Origin of the sequence: Psychrobacter sp. Pi2-52 (assembly GCF_904846705.1) — a bacterium.
In the GTDB taxonomy this organism is placed as follows: domain Bacteria; phylum Pseudomonadota; class Gammaproteobacteria; order Pseudomonadales; family Moraxellaceae; genus Psychrobacter.
This window is the reverse complement of the sequence record NZ_CAJHBS010000001.1, coordinates 141,020-165,016: the sequence shown is the minus strand read 5'-3', so window position 1 is coordinate 165,016 and position 23,997 is coordinate 141,020. Positions and strand designations below refer to the sequence as shown.

At 42.5% G+C, this 23,997-nt stretch carries 21 protein-coding genes; 12 read left to right on the top strand and 9 right to left on the bottom strand.

Annotation, left to right across the window (positions count from 1 at the left end):
* Positions 1–3 precede the first annotated feature (3 nt).
* The gene (locus JMY00_RS00685) at positions 4–519 is read left to right on the top strand and encodes a L,D-transpeptidase (protein ID WP_201578721.1); all 516 of its coding nucleotides are present in this window, start codon (positions 4–6) and stop codon (positions 517–519) included.
* Between the two features lie 148 nt (positions 520–667).
* Here JMY00_RS00685 and JMY00_RS00680 read toward each other — a convergent pair whose 3' ends face one another.
* Complete coding sequence (locus JMY00_RS00680; protein ID WP_201578720.1) at positions 668–2,254, bottom strand: CYTH and CHAD domain-containing protein; 1,587 nt, start codon at positions 2,252–2,254, stop codon at positions 668–670.
* 153 nt (positions 2,255–2,407) lie between these two features.
* Positions 2,408–3,994 carry an isocitrate lyase gene (locus tag JMY00_RS00675; protein WP_101206309.1) on the bottom strand — a complete coding sequence of 529 codons (1,587 nt, stop codon included), beginning with the start codon at positions 3,992–3,994 and terminating at the stop codon, positions 2,408–2,410.
* A gap of 683 nt (positions 3,995–4,677) precedes the next feature.
* On the opposite strand from JMY00_RS00675, the gene JMY00_RS00670 reads away from it, so the two are divergent.
* Both JMY00_RS00670 and JMY00_RS00665 read left to right on the top strand, forming a co-directional pair.
* Positions 4,678–5,667, top strand: a complete 990-nt coding sequence (locus tag JMY00_RS00670; protein ID WP_102078583.1) for a LysR family transcriptional regulator — start codon at positions 4,678–4,680, stop codon at positions 5,665–5,667.
* A gap of 402 nt (positions 5,668–6,069) precedes the next feature.
* Positions 6,070–7,443 (top strand): NAD-dependent succinate-semialdehyde dehydrogenase, encoded by a 1,374-nt coding sequence (locus JMY00_RS00665; RefSeq protein WP_201578719.1) that lies wholly within the window; start codon positions 6,070–6,072, stop codon positions 7,441–7,443.
* 161 nt (positions 7,444–7,604) lie between these two features.
* On the opposite strand, the gene purN is transcribed toward JMY00_RS00665, so the two are convergent.
* Positions 7,605–8,297: a phosphoribosylglycinamide formyltransferase gene (purN, locus tag JMY00_RS00660; RefSeq protein ID WP_201578718.1), complete on the bottom strand. Its 693-nt coding sequence runs from the start codon at positions 8,295–8,297 to the stop codon at positions 7,605–7,607.
* On the bottom strand, positions 8,297–9,358 hold the full coding sequence (gene purM, locus JMY00_RS00655; protein ID WP_201578717.1) for a phosphoribosylformylglycinamidine cyclo-ligase: 1,062 nt from the start codon (positions 9,356–9,358) through the stop codon (positions 8,297–8,299). Before purM ends, purN begins: the two co-directional genes overlap by 1 nt.
* A gap of 497 nt (positions 9,359–9,855) precedes the next feature.
* Here purM and JMY00_RS00650 point away from each other — a divergent pair, with 497 nt between their 5' ends.
* The 3 genes from JMY00_RS00650 (at position 9,856) to JMY00_RS00640 (ending at position 12,871) form a co-directional block, all read left to right on the top strand.
* Positions 9,856–10,962, top strand: a complete 1,107-nt coding sequence (locus JMY00_RS00650; protein WP_160022555.1) for an AI-2E family transporter — start codon at positions 9,856–9,858, stop codon at positions 10,960–10,962.
* Between the two features lie 328 nt (positions 10,963–11,290).
* Positions 11,291–12,094 carry a DnaA regulatory inactivator Hda gene (gene hda, locus JMY00_RS00645; protein WP_102093670.1) on the top strand — a complete coding sequence of 268 codons (804 nt, stop codon included), beginning with the start codon at positions 11,291–11,293 and terminating at the stop codon, positions 12,092–12,094.
* A gap of 72 nt (positions 12,095–12,166) precedes the next feature.
* Positions 12,167–12,871 (top strand): DUF2057 family protein, encoded by a 705-nt coding sequence (locus JMY00_RS00640; RefSeq protein ID WP_201578716.1) that lies wholly within the window; start codon positions 12,167–12,169, stop codon positions 12,869–12,871.
* A gap of 119 nt (positions 12,872–12,990) precedes the next feature.
* Here the strand turns inward: JMY00_RS00640 and JMY00_RS00635 are convergent, their stop codons facing one another.
* A complete protein-coding gene (locus tag JMY00_RS00635) occupies positions 12,991–13,476 on the bottom strand; it encodes a Dps family protein (protein ID WP_201578715.1) in 486 nt (161 codons plus the stop codon).
* Between the two features lie 256 nt (positions 13,477–13,732).
* Positions 13,733–14,392 carry a YcxB family protein gene (locus tag JMY00_RS00630; RefSeq protein WP_201578714.1) on the bottom strand — a complete coding sequence of 220 codons (660 nt, stop codon included), beginning with the start codon at positions 14,390–14,392 and terminating at the stop codon, positions 13,733–13,735.
* Positions 14,393–14,877: 485 nt separating this feature from the next.
* On the opposite strand from JMY00_RS00630, the gene serS reads away from it, so the two are divergent.
* From serS to JMY00_RS00600, 6 genes are all read left to right on the top strand, one after another.
* Positions 14,878–16,164, top strand: coding sequence for a serine--tRNA ligase (serS, locus tag JMY00_RS00625; protein ID WP_201578713.1), 1,287 nt, complete (start codon positions 14,878–14,880; stop codon positions 16,162–16,164).
* Positions 16,165–16,177: 13 nt separating this feature from the next.
* Complete coding sequence (locus JMY00_RS00620; protein ID WP_201578712.1) at positions 16,178–16,558, top strand: hypothetical protein; 381 nt, start codon at positions 16,178–16,180, stop codon at positions 16,556–16,558.
* Between the two features lie 93 nt (positions 16,559–16,651).
* Positions 16,652–18,649 (top strand): transketolase, encoded by a 1,998-nt coding sequence (gene tkt, locus JMY00_RS00615; protein WP_201578711.1) that lies wholly within the window; start codon positions 16,652–16,654, stop codon positions 18,647–18,649.
* A gap of 247 nt (positions 18,650–18,896) precedes the next feature.
* Entirely contained in the window at positions 18,897–19,316 is a 420-nt protein-coding gene (locus JMY00_RS00610) for a hypothetical protein (RefSeq protein ID WP_201578710.1), read from the top strand.
* Between the two features lie 54 nt (positions 19,317–19,370).
* Positions 19,371–19,769, top strand: coding sequence for a hypothetical protein (locus JMY00_RS00605; RefSeq protein ID WP_201578709.1), 399 nt, complete (start codon positions 19,371–19,373; stop codon positions 19,767–19,769).
* Between the two features lie 73 nt (positions 19,770–19,842).
* A complete protein-coding gene (locus tag JMY00_RS00600; protein WP_201578708.1) occupies positions 19,843–20,889 on the top strand; it encodes an NERD domain-containing protein in 1,047 nt (348 codons plus the stop codon).
* 27 nt (positions 20,890–20,916) lie between these two features.
* Here JMY00_RS00600 and JMY00_RS00595 read toward each other — a convergent pair whose 3' ends face one another.
* Genes JMY00_RS00595 through JMY00_RS00585 form a run of 3 tightly spaced genes read right to left on the bottom strand, consistent with a single transcriptional unit; the run spans position 20,917 to position 23,868 of the window.
* Entirely contained in the window at positions 20,917–21,888 is a 972-nt protein-coding gene (locus JMY00_RS00595) for a peptide ABC transporter ATP-binding protein (protein WP_102093680.1), read from the bottom strand.
* The gene (locus JMY00_RS00590) at positions 21,885–22,952 is read right to left on the bottom strand and encodes an ABC transporter ATP-binding protein (protein ID WP_201578707.1); all 1,068 of its coding nucleotides are present in this window, start codon (positions 22,950–22,952) and stop codon (positions 21,885–21,887) included. Before JMY00_RS00590 ends, JMY00_RS00595 begins: the two co-directional genes overlap by 4 nt.
* A gap of 1 nt (position 22,953) precedes the next feature.
* A complete protein-coding gene (locus JMY00_RS00585; RefSeq protein ID WP_057761128.1) occupies positions 22,954–23,868 on the bottom strand; it encodes an ABC transporter permease subunit in 915 nt (304 codons plus the stop codon).
* Positions 23,869–23,997 lie beyond the last annotated feature (129 nt).

Below are 23,997 nucleotides of genomic sequence, written 5' to 3'. Positions count from 1 at the left end.
TTTATGACCAATAATAAGACGCTTGATAAACAACTCGTGATTAATATCGCTGAACAAACATTGACGCTGTACCAGCAGAAAACTGAGGTTGCGAGATACGTAGTCTCCACTGCAAAGAATGGTATTGGTAGTCAGCAGGATAGCGGTTGCACGCCGCTCGGTAGGCATATCATTGAACAGAAAATAGGTGGTAGTGAGCCTATGAATGCGGTATTTGTTGGGCGTGTGCCGACAAGTGAGATATACGATGCAAATCTTGGTGAGCTACATCCCAAGCGTGACTGGATATTGAGCCGCATTCTTTGGTTAAGGGGTCTTGAAGAAGGGTTAAACAAAGGTAGCAATAGCCAAGGTGGTTGCGATACTTATGAGCGCTATATCTATATTCACGGTACACCAGATACTGAACCAATGAGTATTCCGCTATCACATGGCTGTATCCGTATGCGTAATGAAGATATTGTAGAATTATTTGAGCAAGTAGAAGAGGGGATGCCTGTTACGATTGTGGCTAATTAGGACATGTTGCACATTTAGCCATGGCGCTGACAGAAACTATTTCAACACAATAAAAAAAAGACAGCCTGTTATATAACAGGCTGTCTTTTTTATGAAGTGGTTTTACTTTATGAAAGCAGTATCCGTCATAAACATAATATTCCTACTTCTACCAAAACGTTGAGCTGTCCGCAAATTTTGCTAAACGTGCATCAATGTGACTCTGGTCATCAGTCAGTATGGCCGTAAACCAACCTGCACCATATAAAGCATTAGCATCTGTCTTTGATTTCAATTCATAAAACTGCTGATATTGATTATCATCGTTCAGTTGTTCTAACGCTTTTTGCGCTTTTATCAGCCTTTTCAGCCAACGTTTGGTTTGCTTTTTAGCTTTTTTCTTACTTAGTAAAGATGTAGAGAATTCACTGATGTGACGCAAATCTCGTAACTGATTGAGCAGCTCGATTTCAGGTTGGTCATTATCAGGAGTGTTTGTGCTTACCTCTACGTCATCGCTCATAAGCTCAGTAACACTTACTTCGTCAGCTTTTTTATTGGTTTTAAGACATTTTTTATATTGTTTAGAAAGGACTTTCGTTAGCTTGTCGCGGGCAAGCTGATCAGTCTGAGGTTCAATGCTTGGGTCGCTCATGGTAAAAGCAATCAGCTCTAGCAAGGTTATCTGAAAGTCATTGGCTTGCAGCGTATTGATGGGTGTGATTTTTATGTCTTCGATATCTGTTGTCCAGTCAACGGCAGGCGCGCCACATGCTTGTAGTTCAGGTTCGATCTGTGTATTGATATAAGCAAGTTGATAGTAGTCGCTAAGCAAGGATGCAGTTTGCTTTAGTATCGGCAGCCATTCAGGGTTAATCTCATCAGAGAATTCAGCAAATGCTTTCAACGCAGTACGCAAGCGATCAATACCAATCCGCAACTGTAGAATATGATCGTCATCTATACTGCCAGCGACGATAGCACTGCTGTTTGGTAATATCTGCAATAAGCAATTATGTACGACTACACGTATAAAGGCAGGTGCACTACTGTCTTTGTCTATTTGCAATTGACTTAGGTTTGCGTTGACCGCTGGACTGTGATTTTGTCCGTTAATAAGTAAGCTACCGTTTTCAGCTTTGGTAACGGTAGATAGACACAGCTTATAGCGCTTGCACCATGTTTTGGCAGTCGTAAATAGAAAATCTAAATCTCCTGACACCAGTTCAAACTCTATCTCTTGAATAGCTTTGCGTAGCGAGTCATCAGTACCATGAATAATCTCTCCTTGATCATAAGCCATTTCGATACAGTTATCGGTTTCATCCTCATTACTTTCTGTTAGCAACCGCGTAGTGCGCTCGACGTCAGTAATATAAAGTCGTGTTAGCGTCTTCGCTAACTTTTTGAGTTTAAAGTCAGTCAATGCTGCAGCGATTGGAGTGTCTTCATATATTGTCAAATCAGGCATCAACTCATTATTATCGAGCATCGTTTGTACTTGCTCATTATCGAGTACGGCATTGTGCTCCAAGCGTGCCGCGATACCATCACCACCAGCTTTAATGGTTTGTACCCATGTATCGCCTTCTTTGCGAATACGCAGACCGATACCTGCCTGTGCAAGCTGTTGGTCAGGCGTATCGTAATAATGTGCAGCCAGTTGCGTCACTTGTGAGGATTTAACGTGCGTTTGACGCATTAATCCCTTTAGTCGTGACTCTGGTACCAAAAACTTCAGCTCTATCTCTTGCATATTAGCTCCTAATAATTCTGACTGATGGCTCTGATCGGTAGTTGTGATAAACCATTATTAGTCTACCATTCTCTGATTATTTAAACCGCAATAAAAAACCGCCCTACATGATGTAGGGCGGTTTTTTGATAAATACTGCTAGTCTGTCGGTTATTAGAACTGGTTCATCGTGTTCTTGCCGCCGCCAGCTTTCAGAGCGTTATCGCCTGAGAAGATTTCTTTGTGGTCATCGCCAAGGTCAGAACCAGCCATTGCTTGGTGCTTAACACAAGAGATACCTTCGCGGATTTCTTTACGCTGTACGCCAGCTGCATAAGCAAGCATGCCTTCTTCACCGAAGTAACCTTTAGCAAGTTCATGAACGCTAAGAGCAGTCGTGTGGTAAGTCGGTAGCGTGATTAGGTGATGGAATACACCAGCTTCACGTGACGCATCACGTTGGAAGTTCTTAGCGGCTACGTCAGCGGCTGCATCAAGTTCAGTACCGTCGTAATCAGCACTCATCAAGTCATCTTTATTGTATGCAGAGATGTCTTTGCCTTCTTCTTCCCACTGAGCGATAACTTGCTTACGGAAGTTAAGCGTCCAGTTGAATGATGGGCTGTTGTTGTATACAAGCTTGGCTTTAGGCTGTTGCTCTTTGATACGGTCAACCATCATTTTGATGTGTTCTACGTCTGGAGTCGGTGTTTCGATCCATAGTAGGTCAGCGCCGTTTTCTAGAGCAGTTACGCAGTCAAGTACAACACGGTCAATGTTGGTCTCTTCACGGAACTGATATAGACCGTTAGGTAGACGAACTGGGCGTACTAGTTTGCCATTGTGCTTAAGTAGGCTGTCATTTTCTTGAGCATTTTCTAGCGTTACTTCTTCCATTTCGATGAAATCGATGTATTTAGAAGCAAGGTCACCTGGCTCATTTGATACTGGGATTTTTTGTGTTAGTGATGCGCCCTCGCTATCAGTACGAGCGACGATAACGCCGTCTTCAACACCAAGCTCTAGGAATGCATAACGAATAGCGTTTAGCTTAGAGATGAAGTCTTCATGCGGTACAGTTACTTTACCAGCCTGGTGACCACATTGCTTAGCGTCAGATACTTGGTTTTCAACCTGAATGGCACAAGCACCAGCTTCGATCATTTGCTTAGTCAATAGGTAAGTGGCTTCTTCGTTACCGAAACCTGCATCGATATCAGCGATGATTGGCACAACATGTGAATCAAAGTTTTCGATTTTTTCTAGGATAGCTGAAGTGTCTTGGCCAGCTTCTTCAGCAGCGTTTAGCTCACGGAAGTAGTCGTTCAATACTTTAGCATCTGCTTGACGTAAGAAGGTGTAGATTTCTTCGATTAGTTTAGGTACTGAGGTTTTTTCGTGCATAGATTGGTCAGGTAGTGGACCAAACTCAGAGCGTAGAGCAGCTACCATCCAACCTGAAAGGTAGATGTAAGTCTTAGAAGTCGTACCGAAATATTTTTTCTTAGCGTACATAGTTTGCTGTGCAACAAAACCATGCCATGCACCTAAAGACTGCGTGTACTGAGACGTATCATTGTCATAATCTTCCATGTCTTGACGCATGATTTTTGCAGTATATTTTGCGATATCCAAACCCGTTTTGAAACGGTTTTGTGACATCATACGTGCAGCATCAACTTCGCTAATGTTCTGCCAGTTGCCGTGCTTTTGCTTTAATTCACGTACTAAGTCGATCGCTGATTTATATGCAGTTGACATCTATAGTCTCCTTGGTGGGGTGTAAAAACAAATAAGTTAATTGTTAAAATAATGGGTCTGTCGCTTTACTAAAATCTTTGTACTAAAAAATAATATTCAAAATTTGTTCTATCGTTTATCTATCGAAGCTCTATTTACCCTAAACAAACCGTTAGGCTATTACAAGAAGTTTGCTGAACTCAACAGTTGAAAATAATTGCTGGTTTATAAATATTTATTTATTCTCACTATATGTCTAAAAGGTATCTGAATACTTAATAGCCAGTGATGTCATAATTGGTAGCAAGAGATGTTACAATAATGAGGTCAATTAACCGTATTTAACGACTGATAAAAACCAGTAATATATTACTTAGCGATAATATTTAATCGGATAAAAGCAGCTTATGAACCTAAGGTTCGTCCTCTATGCTGCAAATCCTTTATAGAACTCACTATAACCACCTTACTGAGATTTATCTAATTTATGATAGTTATCTTTGGTATTTCTGTATGATATAATGTATATATAACAGGGTTTTACGATAGGTTGAATGAGTTATAATGCACATCTACCAGAAAAAACTAGAACCAAATTAGTAAAAAATAATGAAATTATGCTGTTATAGCGCACAAATCACCGTAGCAGCACTACAAATGCCAGCCTTAATACGGCGTTTATTCAAAAGCCAAGAGAACCAAATATGAATTTGCAGCGGGTTGATTTAAATTTATTAGTCCATCTAGATGTGTTGCTACGAGAAAAAAACGTTACTCGCGCAGCCGAGCAGCTTGGAATTACTCAGCCTGCTATGAGTAATATCTTGCGCCGTTTGCGTAAGCTGTTTAATGATCCATTATTGGTACGCTCATCCGAGGGTATGACGCCGACTGAACGCGCCCTTGAGCTACAGCCACGTATCCGCGAGATACTCGCTGACTTGACTCAAGTATTGGAGCCACGTACCGAATTCCGTCCTTATAGTACCTCTCGTGTGTTCCGTATCATGACATCGGATTATGCTGAAGCAACCCTAGTACCTAAGCTAGTAAAAGCACTACGTTCTGAAGCACCTAATGTGATTTTGGACTTTTTGACTCCATCAGACGTCTCTTACCGAGATATGGAGCAGGGACGAGTTGATTTAGCAATTAACCGTTTTAATGAGATACCTCAAAGTTTCCATCAGGTTCTAGTATGGCGTGATACATTTAGTTGTTTGCTGTCGTCTGAAAGTCCTTATGCCAATCGTTTTAATCTGAAAAACTACCTTAAAGCACAGCACGTATGGGTATCTAAAACAGGGATGGGCGTGGGATTTGGAGTTAACCCAGAAAAATCAGGTGGACTAGGATCTATCGATCAAGCCTTGCAGCGCCTTGGTCAAAAACGCCAAATCAGTGTCTTTACTCGACATTATCAAATGCCTGCTATGCTTGCAGCAAATAAAGATTTGATAGCGACTTTGCCCACGCGTGTGGCAAGAATGCAGGCAAACAATGACAGTATCATGATGGAAGATCCGCCGTTTTTTATTCCTGAGTTTGAGCTTACGATGGCATGGTCTCCTTTGTTGCAGCATCACCCAGCCCATCGCTGGTTACGTCAGTTAATTATGCATGTGGCACGACAAGTCGTTGCTGAAGAAGAAAATCCACCACAAGAGATACCGGTTATCAATCATTTGTTTTGATTGGTTTGTGTGAGTTGAATCTATCTTTTATTAAAGCGAAATATTCCTAATTATCTGAATTTTCAATAAACATATTTTCCTATATCTCCCACTATATATAGTTATTAGACCAGCCACTAGGCTGGTTTTTTGTGTTCTAGCGTTTAATAGTTAGTATATGATATTTAGTTATACTTAATAAGTCAGTCACACTATTAACATCTTCAACACACTTCACAATATATTGTAAAACTCTTCATCAAATAGCTTGTTAAGATAACGGCAGATAGAGAACGAGCTACCAATAGATTGTGCTATCGACGTAAATTTCATAATTAAAACTGTCACAGCAAAATAACTACAAGTGGCAATAAACCCGATTATAAATCCCAAATATAAATTCGAATAATAAGGACGGTAACTATGTCAGACATTACTACTATTAACCCAACCACGGGCGAAGAAATCAGTAACTATAATTATATGAGCAACGACGAAGTCAACAATATTGTCGATGCTTCACATAACGCATTTCTAGAATGGCGTACAGTGAGCCACGAAGAGCGTGGCCGTGTCATCAAGTCTATCGGTGATAAGCTGATGGAATACAAAGAAGAGCTGGCTAAACTGATGACTGAAGAGCGCGGCAAGTTACACAGCCAGAGCATGCAAGAGATTGATCTCTGTAAAGCTATCTGTGATTACACTGCTGAAAACGGCGTTGCTTCTTTGGCTGATGATGTGCGTGATATCGAAAGCATGAAAAAAGGGTTAGTGACGTATCAACCTATTGGTATCATCTATGGTATGCAGCCTTGGAACTTCCCAGCGTATCAAGTATTCCGTTACACCATTGCAAATCTAATGGCGGGTAATAGCGTCCTGTTAAAACACGCATCTAACGTTACAGGTTCTGGTCTATTGATTGAAAAAATTCTTCACGAATCTGAATTACCAAGTGATTTGTTCCGTACGATTATCATTGATCATGACCAGTCAGAAGCATTGATTGGCAACGACAAAGTACGCGGCGTGACATTGACAGGTAGTGACAAAGCAGGTGTAATCGTTGGACAACAAGCAGCTAAGGCAATTAAAAAAGCTGTATTAGAACTAGGTTCAAACGATGCATTTATCGTATTAGAAGATGCAGATATCGAAACTGCTGTAGAAACCTGTACTCAAGCACGTCTAATTAATAACGGTGAAACCTGCGTAGCAGCCAAACGCTTTATCGTAGTCGATAGCGTATATGACGAATTCCGCAAGCGTATTGTTGAGAAATTTGAAGGTACTAAAGCGGGTGACCCAATGGATGATAGCTCAGATATCGGTCCATTAGCACGTGCAGATCTACGTGAGCAGCTACATGAGCAAGTAGAGCAAAGTGTGGCTAAAGGTGCAACGATTGCTGTTGGCGGTAAAGTACCTGAAGGTAAAGGTAGCTTCTATCCAGCAACTATCCTAGAGAACGTTGAAAAAGGTCAGCCTGCATACGATGACGAACTATTTGGCCCCGTCGCTTCACTAATTCGTGCAAAAGATGAAGATGACGCAATGCGCATCGCTAACGACAGTCGTTATGGTTTAGGTGGCGCGATTTTCTCAAAAGACGAAGAGAAAGCTGTTCGTCTAGCACGTGAGCAGTTCGATACTGGTATGGTCTATATCAATGGTTATGGTCTTGCCAATCCTGCACTGCCATTTGGTGGCGTGAAAAACTCAGGCTATGGCCGTGAGCATGGCGGCTTCGGTATCAAAGAGTTTGTCAACATTAAAGCGGTTCATGTATTCTAAAAATGAACTAACTAGACGAATTAGCTAAATAGATAACTAGTTGCGATTTTAAATGATAAATAGTTATCAAATAAAAAAGCCCAGTTGCTCGTAATGAGTAACTGGGCTTTTTATTGCGCTATATAAAGTGGTATTAAAATCAACTTAATAAGCTGGAATTCTTATCCGTCTATAAGCAATTGCAAAGGCAACGTCGGCAAGTAAGTTTGTGTTTGCGATGATGTATTATTTACTTCAAGTGATAATACATTTTTTGCTAGTAGTAAAATCGTCCAAGGTAGTAGTTGATGTTCAAGCTTCTGTACCCGTGACTGTAAACTCTCTGCGGTGTCGTTGATATCGACATTCAATACGGCTTGAGTCAACACCTGACCTGCATCAAGCTCTGCTGTCACTTTATGAATACTACATCCGTGACGACGTTCACCCGTTTGTATAACTCGTTTGTGAGTATCTAAACCCTTATAAACCGGAAGTAGAGAAGGGTGAAGATTAATCATGGGCGCTGGTACATTATCAATGAATGAGCCACTTAGTACACGCATAAACCCAGCTAAGACAATCAAATCAGGTTGCCATGCTATTAGCTGCTCGTTGGCATGGGTTTCAAACGTCTTGATGCCCATACGTTTGCCATTAGCAACGTGTGATAATACCGCAACTGGAATATTGGCATCTTTAGCACGTGTCAATGCATAAGCATCTTCACGATTAATAATGACACCAACGATTTCAATCGGTAGCGCACCTGCTTGCATTGCATTGATTAACACTTGCAGGTTGCTACCACTTCCTGAGACTAGAACAGCAATACGCAATGGTTTGATAGGCTGACTTGCGTTATCAATTGACATTAACGGTACACCACTGCATCCGCCTGGTCATCAGTGCTGCGTTTGACCATTTCACCTATTAGCCAAGCTGTCTCGCCTACATCAGTCAAGGTCTGGATAGCAGCATTTGCTTTGTCTTTTGGCATAACGATGACAAAACCAACGCCGCAGTTAAAGGTACGGTACATCTCGCTCTGCGCGATATTACCTTGGGTCTGTAGCCAAGTGAATAGCTCTGAGAACTGCCAGCTATTGGTATCGATGCTAGCCGCTAAGTTATCAGGTAGTACACGTGGCAAGTTATCCGTTAGACCACCACCTGTGATGTGTGACATCGCATGTAAGGCTGAGCTACCAAGCGTGTCTTGTAATGCCTTGATGGCTTTTACATAGATACGGGTAGGAGCCATTAAAGCGTCTTGAATAGGCTGACCGTCTAGTTGCTCATCGCTACTCGTAACATCAACACCGCTAACTTCGATGACTTTACGAACCAATGAGTAGCCGTTTGAGTGTGCGCCACTTGAGGCAAGTGCAATCAGTACGTCGCCTTCTGCGACATTTTCACCAGTGACAACTTCTGCTTCTTCAACCACGCCTACACAGAATCCAGCTAGATCGTAATCGTCGTCTTGATACATGCCCGGCATTTCAGCAGTTTCACCACCGATAAGCGCACAGTTAGCTAATTTACAACCATCACCAATACCAGTCACGACAGTCGCAGCTACATCGACATCCAGCTTACCAGTTGCATAATAATCTAAGAAAAATAATGGCTCTGCACCGCAAACCAATAGATCATTGACGCACATCGCGACCAAATCAATACCAATCGTGTCATGACGGTTCAGCTGTAGCGCCAGTTTTAGTTTGGTGCCGACGCCATCAGTACCAGAAACCAATAATGGTGAGGTATAACCTGTTGGGATACGGCATAACGCACCAAAACCGCCAAGTCCACCCACGACTTCAGGACGAGTAGTGGCTTTTGCAACGGACTTGATTCGCTGAACCAAAGCATCGCCTGCATCGATATCAACACCGGCATCTTTGTAGCTTAAAGAAGGCTTGTCACTCATAGTCATCTCACAGTTGGGATAGATAATTGGGATTAGAAGGTAAAGTAATTGAGCACGCAAAAATCAGCGTTATAAAGTTCAAAAGCAAAGTTTAAAGACAGTGCGCGCATTATACCCAAAAACAGACCGTACTCGCAAAGCAACTTGCCAATATTTGACTAAGATTTGCATTAAGTGGCAAATAAGCGGTTAAGAAACAAAAAATGACTGATTTTTTGTTGTACTCTGCGATAATAGAACGCTAAATTTATTGCCAATAATGGCCTTAATACAAGTCCAAATGTGATTGACAGAATAAAAACTAATAAACATAAATTTATTAAGAGTCAGGCTTTTTAGGAACTTTGATACGTCTCAGTTTAGCTAGCTAAAACTAATGAGAAGAAAGCAATTCGCCTAGTGATACATCGTGATGGCTGTAGTTATATCATTTAGAAATCGCTATTACTGACTCCCTGTCACTTTTTTAAGCTCGTCCAACTATAGGATTACTTGCCATGATGAATCAACCAATAGATCCTTTTTTTCGGCGTTTATTTATTGTCGTGGCGTTAGTTGTGGCTGTGTTTCTTTTGTATTTAATGATGCCCGTCATCGTACCTTTCGTTTTTGCCTTTATGCTGGCTTACCTATTCAATCCTCTAGTCAAGCGCCTATCAAAATACATCAAGCGCTGGGTCGCGATTATTATTGTCTACTCGACAATTACTTTGGGGATGGCGTTATTATTATGGTGGCTGGTACCGACATTGTGGCATCAGTTGCAAGCGGCGTGGGATTATTTACCAAAGATATTTAATTGGTACAATCAAGTAGTACGAGAGTGGTTCAATAGTAATACTCGTATCAAATTGCCCCAATTAGAGTCGAAAGAGTTTTCCGATACTCTCGTCGATTACATGCAAACGAACTATAAGTTCGCTGATGCTAGCACCATGATGAGCCAAATACTGACCTCAAGTATGAACTTCATCAATAATGCAGGTCTCATTGTATTGGTGCCTATTTTGACCTTTTATTTTCTATTTAATTGGGACCAGCGTTTGCATAACTGGAAAATGGCGATACCAGGTGCTTACTGCCAAAAAGTGACTGAAATAGCTAAAGAGTGTGATCTGGCATTGATGGCATTTATCAAAGGGCAATTACTAGTGATGGTATTGCTAGGCGCTATTTATGCTGTACAGTTACAGCTCATTGGATTAGAGCTTGGGCTTATCATTGGTATGGTAGCAGGCATTGCCAGTTTTGTGCCGTATTTAGGATTTGGTATTGGTTTTATCGCGGCTATTATCGCCTGCCTATTTCAATTCGGATTGGACTGGACGTATTTGTCATTGGTCGTAGGTGCGTTCTTGATTGGACAAGCTGCAGAAGGTTATATTCTACAACCATTGCTGTTAGGTGATAAGATTGGTCTATCGCCATTGTGGGTCATATTTGCTGTATTGGCAGGTGCCAGTTTACTAGGTTTTGTCGGTATGTTAATCGCCTTGCCAGTGTCCGCTGTCTTAAATGTCCTATTCCGCCACTTATACAGCTATTATCGAACCACTGACTTTTATAAAGGTCGTAAACAACTGGCACTGTTTGAAAAAAGATAATTATCTTATTATTGAACATACTAGATAAATATTGATATGCAATATCAAGATAGGAACGTAATGATTGATAAGGCTTAATGGGTAAAAGACTTGTCAGTCATTTTGTAAATATGTTATATATAGGCGCAGTGTTGATAGTATCAACCTTTTTGGTACCAGTTTTGCTAACGTTGTTTTCGACAAAGTGACTGACCGATTTTTGCAAAGGCTATAGGGCCATTACTTACAGCTGTATCGGCTGATATTGATAGTAATGAATACAGCTCAAAGTAACCTATCTTTTTTATTATATTTTTCCATTGCACTACGCAACACGAGTTGATGATTCATGGCAGAAGCACAGCTAAGTCTCAATCTGGACATTAAGCATGATGCAAGTCTCAGCGACTTTGCCGGTCCCGGTTGGATGTCGATTATTGATGCAGTACGACAGTTACATGTCGGCCTGATCGGTCAACTATATCTGTTTGGTAGCCCTGCTACAGGTAAGTCTCATTTGCTGTCTGCTATTTGCGAGTCATTTATCGAGATGGACAAATCGGCTATTTGTTTGTCCCTTAACGAGCTGATTCATACAGATGTCCACGTACTATCATCTTTAGAAAACTTTGATCTGATTGCTATCGATGATTTGGAAGTGCTTGAGCAAAGCAGCCAGTGGCAAGAAGCTTTATTTCACTTGATAAATCGTAGTCGAGAAGGGCAACGCCAGTTATTGTTTGCCGCTAATAAACCAGCCGATGACTTACCATTCCAGTTAAGAGATTTAATGACACGTTTGGCACAAGCACCGACCTTTAAAGTGCCTACTGGTCATGATTTAGCAGATAGACAAGCATTATTACAGTCTATTTTGCGTCGACGTGGATGGCAGTTTGACGATCGAATTATTGATCATTTATTGACCGATGGACCGCATCGTATCGGTGCGATGATGGAAGTACTTAATTATATTCAACCAATGTTCTCTAACCTTGGTCGCAGTAATATCTCAAAAGCGGTCATAAGTGATGCTTTGCGTACCATCGATGAGCAGACGCTTGCCGCGGAACTGGCGGATATCGCTCAAGAGACACAAGTGGATAATGACACGCCTGATCAAGACCAACATACGATGCCACTTGATTTTTAGCAGCAAAAAATGAATAACCGTTAGAATACGAATCTTTTGTCCAACTCGCTTTTACTATTAATGGAATAACTTATGAAATCGAATGCTTCTTTGCTAAAAAAATTAACGATAGGTACGTTGTTGGCAGGGGCTGCCTCGGTCTCTATGTTGTCACAGGCAGCAGTAACCCTACAGGTTGATGACCATATCAAAGTCACTGCTATTAATGGGCAGGAAATTCAGCAGAGCGCTTTTCAGCCGCTGCAGAAAACATTTACGTTACAGCCTGGACAACACGCTATTACTGCTAAGTATGACCGTCTATATAACTTGCCTCGTGATCAGCACGACTATTTGCGTTCAGGTAATGTCAGTGTGACGGCACAATTGGCCGACAATCAAACATATCGTTTGACTATGCCTAATCAACCAGAAGCATATGAAGCTGCTAAAGACTATGCCAAGCAGCCAACACTCGCTGTGCAACAGAATAATACGGTCATTGCTAGTCAGCAAAGTATGGTCGGTAACCAAGGCGGCATATTCTCAGGCATTGGTAAAGCACTAGGCGGCGTGTTCGGCGGTGCAGGTGATGCAGAGTTACAGAATCAACGTGCTATCGCCTCTTTAGGTCAACCAGCAGTAAATACTACTAGCAACGTCAACGCTAGCACGACCACTGTTAAGCAAGCTACTAGTGTGAACACTTCTACTAGCACGCTAGACACGTTTATGCAAGTATGGCTACAAGCCACACCTGCTGAACGTGAAAAAATGCGTCAATGGATCGAAAAATAAATTAATATCCTATGAAAGATAGACAATAAAAAAAGCACCTAATTAGGTGCTTTTTTATTGTCTAGAGTTTGATAATCATTAGGCTGATTAAAATTTAGCCTAGTAGGATCTAATGATTTTTAACCCAAAAACGCGTTATACATCCATACCAATTTCTCTTGCTCTTGTACGTAAGCATCGACTAAGTCAGCTGAACCTTGGTCTTCACTCTCTTCTGCTAACGCTGATACTTGACGCTGTTCTGCAATTAACGCTTGTAATCCAGTGACTACGCCTTTGACGCAGCTTGTACCATCTTTGACATTTTTGTCTTCACTGATACTAGTATGCTGCGTAAAATCGCTGTAAGCGTGAAGTGGTGTACCACCCAGAGTTAAGATACGCTCAGCGATTTCGTCAATTTGGAGTTGTAATGACGTATACAGTTCTTCAAATTGCGGATGCAAAGTAAAGAAATGCTCACCTTTTACATTCCAATGATAGCCACGTACATTTAAATAAAAAACATGATACGTTGATAGCAGATTGTTTAATTGAGCGATAACTTCGCTCATGTCAGCTTTTTCTAGACCGATCTGGTTAGTAGCGTTATTAGTATTACTCATAATATTGTCCTTATAGTGTGAGTGTTGTTATATGAAATTGAAGAAAGCCGAGTAGTAGTTAATTAATATAGAAATAAAAATGTCTTAACTGTTATTAATATCTATATAAGCTCTAGCTCTTCCTTTGATGCTTATAATAATAGCAAACTATCATTAATAAGTTAAATATAATAAATGCAATTTTACGATTGATTTTATAAAACTATAATTGAGTCTCTCTATCGTTTTTCTAAACGATAGAGAGAGCTAATAGCCATTATGCTGGCGGCTGCAAGTTTTCAGGGTTTAAGCCTTTAACCGGAACCACTTCTTGTAAATGTTGACGTACCGTATCGATAGGGAATTTTTGCGCTTGCAAACGTTTCGGAAGAATTTGGCTACCTTGTTGACCTTTCATCTCAAACATCATAAAGATATAGTCGTCAGTCTCATCCCAGCTCTTGATAGCAGTCCACGGAATAACCGCTTGCTGGGTCGCACCTGCACGCATTTGCATACCGCGCATTTGCGAGTTTTTCATCATCTCAGGCTGGTTGCTTGGCATTGCCATGACCAGACCATGTTTTTGTACACCTAGCTTCATTTGGCGCATTTCATCTGGCATCTCTTGATCAGCAATTTGTTTTTCAAACTCTCTTTTTACATACCATCTAAAACCTAAAGTACGCGCCAATAGATAAATCACCACACCAACGAGCATTAACCAAAAAATGATGGTTGAGTAGCCTGTTACAAAGATCAGTCCTGCAATAGCGAGTACCACAACCACAGCCATAATGATCCATTCTTTGGACTTAAAGCTCGACAGACCAAAAGAGGGGCTGGCACTGGCGAACAGTTCATATTGGGCTTGAAGGAATTCAGCTTCAGTCAGGTTTAAGGCGACAGGTTGGAGCGTGTAAGGATACAGGGCCATAAAGGTTTCTCAGATGCTTGTGTTAAAAGTGTTGGGTTTACATCGCCAAAGCCAAGTCGTGATGTACTACTTGGCTGTAGGTAAATAAAGGTATGCGCTTATCTTACCGAAAAGTACTCCTAAATGAAACATATAAGCGGTTCTGTTCACTGATAGCGGCGATATTAATGGCTTTAATAAAGGTAGATGAGCCTTATTAAAGTAAGTTGAACTTTAGGATATGTATTTCGGGTAAGTATAACTGGCTATGGATAATGAAAGTAGTAGCCCAAAATCACGCTAAAAGCGCTCAAAAAAGCTCAAAGCATGGTCAAATCTGCTGGGTCTTGGTATGATAGCGGCACCCATATAGTTTGATAAAAAATATGGCAGCATGGCAAGGTAGTTATTGCGTTATCAAGCTTTGCAATAAGTATAAGCTGACCAATAATTATACTAATAATGTTTAAACTTCTTATTCACTCTTAGTGTTACAGGCAACTATTATGATTGATCCAAAACTCTTACGCGGCGATTTAAGCGATTTACAGCAACAGCTGGCCACTCGTGGCTACGCGCTTGATATGGAGTTTTGGCAGTCGATTGAATCCGAGCGCAAGTCTCTACAAGTCAAAACAGAAGAGTTGCAATCGCGCCGTAACGCTGGCGCTAAGCAAGTCGGTGCCCTAAAAAAATCCGGCGAAGATGCCAGTGAGCTATTGGCTGAGATGCAAAGCGTTAGCGGTGAGATCAAAGCTGCTGAAGACGAGCTACGCACCTTACAAGAGCGACTCACTCAAGCGGCGCTACAGATTCCAAATATTCCAGCGGCAGATGTACCAGTGGGTACGTCAGAAGACGATAACGTAGAAGTGCGTAAATGGGGCACGCCGCGTACGTTTGATTTTGAAATTCAAGATCATACTCATATCGGTGAGACGCTTGGTATGCTGGATTTTGAAGCAGCAACAAAGTTGACAGGTAGCCGTTTTAACGTGCTAAAAGGTCAATTGGCGCAGCTACACCGCGCACTGATCCAATTCATGCTCAACACCCATACGATGAAATATGGCTATCTTGAGACCTATGTGCCTTATATCGTCAATAGCGACAGCCTAAAAGGAACGGGTCAGCTCCCTAAGTTTGAAGATGATTTGTTTAAGCTAAGCAATCACACCAATAATGATGAGATGGATTTTTATCTTATTCCAACGGCTGAAGTGCCGATGACCAACTTGGTGCGCGGCGAGCGTTTGGATATCAAAGAACTGCCTTTAAAGTTCACCGCGCATACGCCATGTTTCCGTAGTGAAGCCGGTTCGCACGGGCGTGATACTCGCGGCTTGATTCGTCAGCATCAGTTTGAAAAAGTTGAAATGGTCAATGTCGGTACTAGCGATCAGTCTGATGATTTGCTAGAAGCGATGACAGGGCAGGCCGAATATATCTTGCAGCAGCTTGAGTTGCCATACCGTACGGTACAACTATGTACGGGCGATATGGGTTTTGCCGCACAAAAGACCTATGACATTGAAGTATGGCTACCAAGCCAAGACACGTACCGCGAAATCTCTAGCTGCTCTAACTGTGGTGATTTCCAAGCGCGCCGTATGGGTACGCGTGTCAAAGATGGCAAGCAAACCAGCTTAGCTCATACTTTAAATGGTTCAGGTCTAGCAGTTGGTCGTACGCTACTCGCCGTAATGGAAAATCATCAAAATGCGGATGGCAGCATTACGATTCCAGAAGTATTGCGTCCGTTTATGGGCGGTGCTGAGCGCATTGAAATCTGAGAGTAATGACATCATGAATGCTTTGTCTATAGTTGATGAACTAAATTACTCACAATTTCTCATCTATGGTCAAAGTACAGGCGACGATTTGTTAGGCTTTGAAATAGATGCCAATGTATCTTTCTGTTGTATGGAAAATAATGTTGGCTGCGATTTTCTTGATCAAGAACGCCATGATGATACGAATTGCATGCTTACGTTACGCTGCAAATTTGCAAATAACGTAAGCTATCAGCAAGTGGCAGATTATTTAGAGAAGCAATGGCTTCAACATGTCTGCTATCGAGAGTTTGAGAAGCATCATATTGAGGTCGTTAACGACCAATTGATTTTTTATTATGTGACCCGATCAAGTCGTGGACTAGGAGTAACAGGGAAAATTGTTGCTACTTAGTTTATAATGAGCCACCTATTTAGATATCTAAGCAAATTCAGTTCAATAACCTTTTTCATTCAAATAAACTTTCCTTTAATATTAGGACACGCTATGCCCACCCCAATTAACGAACGTAAACTAGCCAATGCCATCCGTGTACTGTCGTTTGACGCGGTTCAAAAAGCCAACTCTGGACATCCGGGTGCGCCAATGGGTATGGCTGATATTGCCGAAGTTTTGTGGCGCAAATTTTTGAAGCACAATCCAGCTGATCCTAATTGGCACAACCGTGATCGCTTTGTACTATCAAACGGTCATGGCTCGATGCTTATCTATTCATTGCTACATTTATCAGGTTATGACGTGAGCGTTGATGACCTAAAAGGTTTCCGCCAGTTGCATTCAAAAACCCCAGGTCATCCTGAACTTGGTTACACGCCTGGTGTAGAGACGACGACTGGTCCACTAGGACAAGGTATTGCCAATGCGGTTGGTTTTGCAATCGCAGAAAAAACTTTAGCCGCACAGTTCAACCGCGACGGTCATAATGTCGTCGATCATCATACCTACGCATTCTTGGGCGATGGCTGCTTGATGGAAGGTATCAGTCATGAAGTGTGCTCGCTCGCTGGCACGTTAGGTCTTGGCAAGCTGGTCTTCTTCTATGATGACAACGGTATCTCAATCGATGGTAATGTTGAAGGGTGGTTCACCGATGATACCGAAGCACGCTTTGAGTCTTACGGCTGGCAAGTTATCAAAGTCGACGGTCATGATACTGATGCCATCACCCAAGCGACTGAGCAAGCGATTGCAGAGACTGGCAAGCCAAGTCTAATCATCTGTAAAACCACGATCGGTGCTGGTAGCCCAAATAAACAAGGTTTAGCGGCCAGTCATGGTGCTCCACTTGGTGATGATGAAATTGCCTTGACTCGTGATGCATTGTCTTGGAAGCATGCCCCATTTGAATTAGCTGACGAAATCTATGAAGCGTGGGATGCTAAAGCCAAAGGCGACGTCCAGCAAAAGAACTGGGACGCAGACTTTGAAACGTATAAAAAAGCTTATCCAGAGCTTGCAGCAGAACTCTCACGCCGCCTAAATGGCGAATTGCCTGCTGACTTTGCTAGCCAAGCGCAAGCCTATGTTCAGCAAACTCAAGAAGCGGGTGGTGATGTTGCTAGCCGTAAAGCCAGCCAAAACGCTATTAATAGCTTGCAGCCATTATTGCCAGAATTGCTAGGCGGTTCAGCGGATCTTGCTGGCTCGAACCTCACGCTATTTAAAGGTGCTAAAGGCATCGAGAAAGACGCTGATGGCAACTACATCTATTATGGCGTACGTGAGTTCGGTATGACCGCGATTGCCAATGGTATCGCACTACATGGCGGCTTTATCCCTTACGTAGCGACGTTCCTGATGTTTATGGAATACGCACGTAATGCGGTACGCATGGGCGCACTGATGAAGCAGCGCGTCATCCACGTCTATACGCATGACTCTATCGGTCTGGGTGAAGACGGCCCAACGCATCAGCCAGTTGAGCAATTGACGAGCCTACGTACCACGCCAAACCTACGTACATGGCGTCCTTGTGATGCGACTGAATCTGCTAGTGCTTGGGTAGAAGCAATCAAATCAGAAAGCAATCCATCAGCATTGATCTTTAGCCGTCAAAGCTTGCCACATCAAGCACGTGACAGCGAGCAAGTCGCGAACATCACCAAAGGTGGTTATGTACTGGCAAAAGAACAAGGCGAGCTACAAGCCATCATTATCGCCACCGGTTCAGAAGTTGGCCTAGCGATGGAAGCGTATGAGGCGTTGAGCGCAAATGGTATTGGCGTCCGTGTGGTGTCTATGCCATGTGCTGAAGTCTTCGTTGAGCAAGAGGCGAGCTATCGCGAAGCGGTATTGCCCGCCAATATCCGTGCTCGCGTCGCAGTAGAAGCCGCGCATGTGGACTACTGGTATAAGTTCGTTGGTCTAGATGGCAAAGTCATCGGTATGACCACTTATGGCGAATCTGCTCCAGCTAGCGACTTGTATAAAGAGTTTGGTATCACGACTGATGCTGTGGTTGAAGCGGTAAATAGTTTGGTGTGATTGGCCTGACTTAGTTAGCGTTTAGAAAAAGAGCTGCTAGAGAAATCTGGTGGCTTTTTTTTATGCTAGGGACAGTGTTTTGTTGCTTTTTTCTCACGGTCAAAATATCTTTTAAGACAGAAGTTTTTGCTAATAGGGTATAAATATAAGGTAATTTGAGATATTAATAGGGTGAATTTTAATTATATGTTTCACACTGTGTTTCCCCGTGCTATTAATAAACTCAACCGATACAATGGAACCTAACATGAAAATAAAATCTGATGTGCTAACAGAAAGTGAAAAAAATCTCTTTATAGAAAAAATGCTAACACATTACCACGAGCGAGATGCTAAGCGTTTTACTGAACAGTTTGAACAAAGTTCAGAAGAAAGATTGAAATTAATAATTGCTAGAATTGATGATGGATTTGCTGTATTAGCTCACTATGGAAGTATCATGACTCATGGTAGATTTTATGTGTTAAAAAATAACGATTTTTATAGGATCGGCTCAGCTTTGATAGAGGGTTCGAAAACCCATGAGCGTGCTGGGACACGTGTAACATTGATTCAAGTCAATGGGTTTGAAAAAGTTACTGATGAAAATATCAGATCGAACTTTGAAGCAATTAATCAGTTTTTTGCACTGCAGGCGTGGAACGATGCTTTAGGTATCAAGTCATAAATATAGTATTAGTCATACATTTGATACCAAGAATTATAAAGGCTGGACATAAGAATGGATTTTGTGCATAAAAAAGTAGCTATCTATAACAATAAGGTTAAAGAAAACGCCGAATTGATGTTTGAGAGTAATATTTCTTCTTCTGAAGGTGTTAGATTAACTCTTGTTTTTAGTCAATCTGATACGTATGACTATCAAGACAGCGATTTCTATAGAGCGCTATTGGAGCCTAAAAACATTGTCATGTATATCAACGGATGTCGATTAGATTTTGTCTGCTCAAGTATGGGTCAGCAAATGTCACAAGGAAAAGTTGGCTATATTCTTGAAATGGGGAAGCGAGCAACCAATAGGGCTCGAACCTTTGATCGTTGTGATGATGAAAGTAAATTAACCACAATAAATAAGCAAATGGACTATATCAGACAATGGAGTGAGTCGCTAAAAGGTTAGTTTACTGGTTATATTAAATGAATATTTGATGTGAGTGCTAATTAAGTAAATTCTATCGATAGAGTAAGAAACAATGTCCCTAAAATCCTCCTTCAAAGGTTTCCTAGGTGAAACCGTCATCAACGTTGCCATGTGGCTAAAGCTTGAAAAAGATATTTACCACCGATTAAACGGTATTACCTTACCGCGAGATAATGGCGGCAGTACACAAATCGATCATATTATCGTCTCTGTATATGGCATCTTTGTGATTGAGACCAAAAACTATAAAGGCTGGATATATGGTAGCGAGAACCAAAGACAGTGGACACAAGTTTTCCAAAATGGAAGTAAATTCAAATTCCAAAATCCATTGCGCCAAAACTACTTGCACATTAAGACGCTCGTAGATTTATTAGGCTTAGAGCTGAGCTACTTCCATTCGATGATTGCTTTCATCGGTGAGTGTGAGCTGAAAACTCGTGATGAGTTGCCCGAGCACGTATTGACGAGTGGGATGGTCTCGTATGTAAAGAAAAAGCAAGATAAGATACTCACTGAAGATGAGGTTGCATCTATCGTTGAGCAGATTAATAGCAATAGATTTAGTAAGTCTTGGCGTACCAATAGAGAGCATAAAGCCTATCTAAAAGACAAGCATAGCAATCCAAGCCAAAATACGAATAAGCAGCCTAGCGGTAACGCTAATGATAAACCAATTGCTAAAGTGGCTAATAAGCCTATATCCGAGCCGATAGTAAAAGAGACCGCTAAACGAGCTATTCTAAAAAGTAGAGAAGTGCATCGATGGTCTGGTCAGACTGAAGTTGAATCTACCGAGTTACCAATTGATAGTATGGACACTCAGCAGGCAGTCACTCAGCATACAATTACATCGCACGATATTGCTGATAAGGTTTTTCTTACGCCGTTTGAAGTTATGGATCCTGAACTAGCAGCGAGTTCCTCTGCGACAGTTGAGGTGATAGACCATACAGCTGATTTAATTCAAACACCAACCTGCCCAAGGTGTAACGGTGAGATGATAAAGCGTGTGGCAAAAAAAGGCCTGAATCAAGGTCAGACCTTTTTTGGTTGTAGCCAGTTTCCTAAATGTTGGGGTGTGGTGAATATTGATTAATCGTTAGTTACCTTAATCTTATTCACCTTAACCATATATCTCTTCTAAACGTAAACAAGCAACCAATCGACCGTCCCATTCGCGCAGTTGTGGCTCTACCTCGCTGCATTGCTGCTTGGCATAGGGGCAGCGTTTATGTAGCGCACAGCCACTTGGTGGATTAAGCGGACTTGGTAGCTCACCTTGTAGGGTCAAATCATTTTTATGACCGTTTACCGTTGGTGCCGCAGCCAATAACGCGATGGTATAGGGATGCTTTGGCGCATTATAAATCGCTTCTTTGGGGCCGTGCTCGACCGCTTGACCTAAATACATCACCATCACATCATCAGCGACGTGGCGCACGACGGACAAATTGTGCGAGATAAAGACGTAAGCGGTGCGATACTCATCCTGCAAATCCATAAATAGATTTAAGACTTGCGCCTGAATCGATACATCGAGGGCGGAGGTCGGCTCATCAGCGACGACAATTTTAGGATTGAGCATCATCGCGCGGGCGAGGGCAATACGTTGGCGCTGTCCACCCGAAAACATATGCGGATAACGACCAGCGTGTTCTGGACGTAGACCGACATGTCTCATCATCTCGTTGATTTTGTCGCGCTTTTCTTCTTTGGACAGTTTGGTATGGATATCCAATGGTTCTGTCAATTGATAGCCAATGGTATGACGCGGGTTCAAGCTACCATAAGGATTTTGAAAGACCATTTGAATTTCAGTACGCAGCTCTTTTAGTGCCTTTCTGCTATAGCCAGTGGTGCCTTCATCGTTGATAAATAGCTCACCATGTGTAGGTGCTTCGATCAGTGTCAACTGGCGGGCAAGGGTGGATTTGCCGCAGCCCGACTCACCAACGACGGCCAATGTCTTGCCAGCTTCAAGCTCGAAAGAGACACCATTGAGCGCTTTTACGTAGGCCTTTGCTTTGCCCAGACCTTGTGATACTGGGTAGTGCTTGTGTAGATTGTCTGCTTTTAGGACCACTTTATTACTCATACTTGGGACTCCAAAGTAGCAGCGTGAGAGGGGCGAGAGGTAATATTAGAATCAATACAACGTACCTTGCCAGTAGGTGTATCTAATATAGGTGGCGGTACTTCGCAAGCAGGTTCTTTATACGGGCAACGAGGAGACAGTAAGCAGCCAGCTGGTCGATCGTATTGACTGGGTACGACACCGGGCAAGCTGTTTAGACGGTCTTGACCGATAGCCAGTTCAGGGATGGCTTGTAGCAATGCCTCGGTATAAGGATGTGCAGGATTTTGAAAAATCTCTGGCACGGTACTGGTTTCCACCACTTGTCCCGCATACATGACCGCGACATCACGTGAGTTCTGTGCGACCAGTCCCAAATCGTGGGTAATTAATACCATGGCCATTTGTTTTTCGCGTTGCAATCGGCTGAGCAAATCCATGATTTGCGCCTGTACGGTGACATCCAGAGCCGTAGTCGGTTCATCTGCGATGAGCAGTTTTGGTTCGCAAGCAAGCGCCATTGCAATCATAACGCGCTGGCTCATACCACCTGATAGTTGATGCGGATAGACTTTGAGTCGATTTTTGGCATCGGGCATCTCGACCAGTTCTAGCAGCTCTAAGATACGTGTTTGTACGGCTGCGCCTCGTAAACCAAGGTGCTTGCGTAGCACTTCACCTAGCTGCATTTCAACAGTAAAGCTTGGATTTAGGCAAGACATCGCATTCTGAAAAATCATAGAGATGTCTTTACCAATGATGCCGCGTCTCTCTTTGGCTGACATACTGAGCATGTCTTTATTGTCAAAGACCACTCGCTGTGCGCGAACGGTCGCAGAGGGAGGTAATAGACCCATCAGCGCCATCATCGTGACCGATTTACCTGAGCCAGATTCACCCACGACAGCGATGACCTCACCTTGGGTAATCTTTAAAGACACATCATCGACTGCGCGAAAGGCACGCACTCCTTGTCCGAAGGTGACAGATAGATTTTCAATATCTAACAGCAACGGTGAGTCTTTTGTCGATGCGCCATTCATAGACGTGTGAGTGATAGGCGTATTAATTAATGGTTCAGTCATCTTAGGTCACCTGCTTTAATTTGGGATCGAGCGCGTCACGCAGGCCATCACCAGTCAGGTTAATCGATAGTGCAGCCAAGAAAATAGCGACACCCGGCCAGATTGCTAGCCAAACATTACTTTGAATATATTGACGTGCCGTACCTAGCATCGCGCCCCATTCGGCATCAGGTGGCTGTACGCCAAAGCCTAAGAAACCAATCGCACCTGCTTCTAAAATAGCAGAAGAAAAAATCATCGTTGCCTGTACGATAAGCGGTGCCATACAGTTGGGCAAAATGGTGATAAACAACAATCTGAGCACGCCAGCGCCCATCACTTGTGAGGCAATAAAATACTCACGTTGTAGCTCTACCATTGCTGTGGCACGAGTCAGACGAATAAAAGGCGGTGTACAGACCAGTGCGATCGTAATAATCGTATTGGTCATAGATGGCCCTAAGATAGCGGCAATGATAATCGCCAATAGCAAGCTCGGATATGACATCAGGATATCATTGACCAACATGACCGCTTTGCCCCAGACCTTTGGCCAAAATGCTGCACTCAGACCTAAAGAAATACCAACCAACATCGCTAGAGTTGTCGCGCTTAGACCGATAAACAACGAATAACGCGCGCCATACATCACTCGAGACAATGTATCTCGGCCTGCATCATCAGTGCCTAGCCAAAACATCGCATTGCCGCCATCTAAAAAGGCAGGTGGCAATTGCTCTTGACCGGTGAACAGCTCATAAGGATCGTGAGGGGCAATAGCAGGCGCAAGTATGGCAACTAGAACCATCAATGCCAGTACGATAAAACCAATCACGGCGCCTTTGTTTCGGCAGAACGTCGATAAAAATAGCTGCCAAGATGACGGCGGTGTGGCTGCCATCAGATTGACATCAGAGGGGAGAACAGAAGGCTTCATGAGCATTTCCTATAGTGGCTAGCGCAGTGACATTTTTTAGAATCTTATTCATAAAAAAGTACTAAGCATTGCTAAAACTTCACTTGAGCGCTAATCATCACTATTTATAATGTGAGTATTTATTAATGT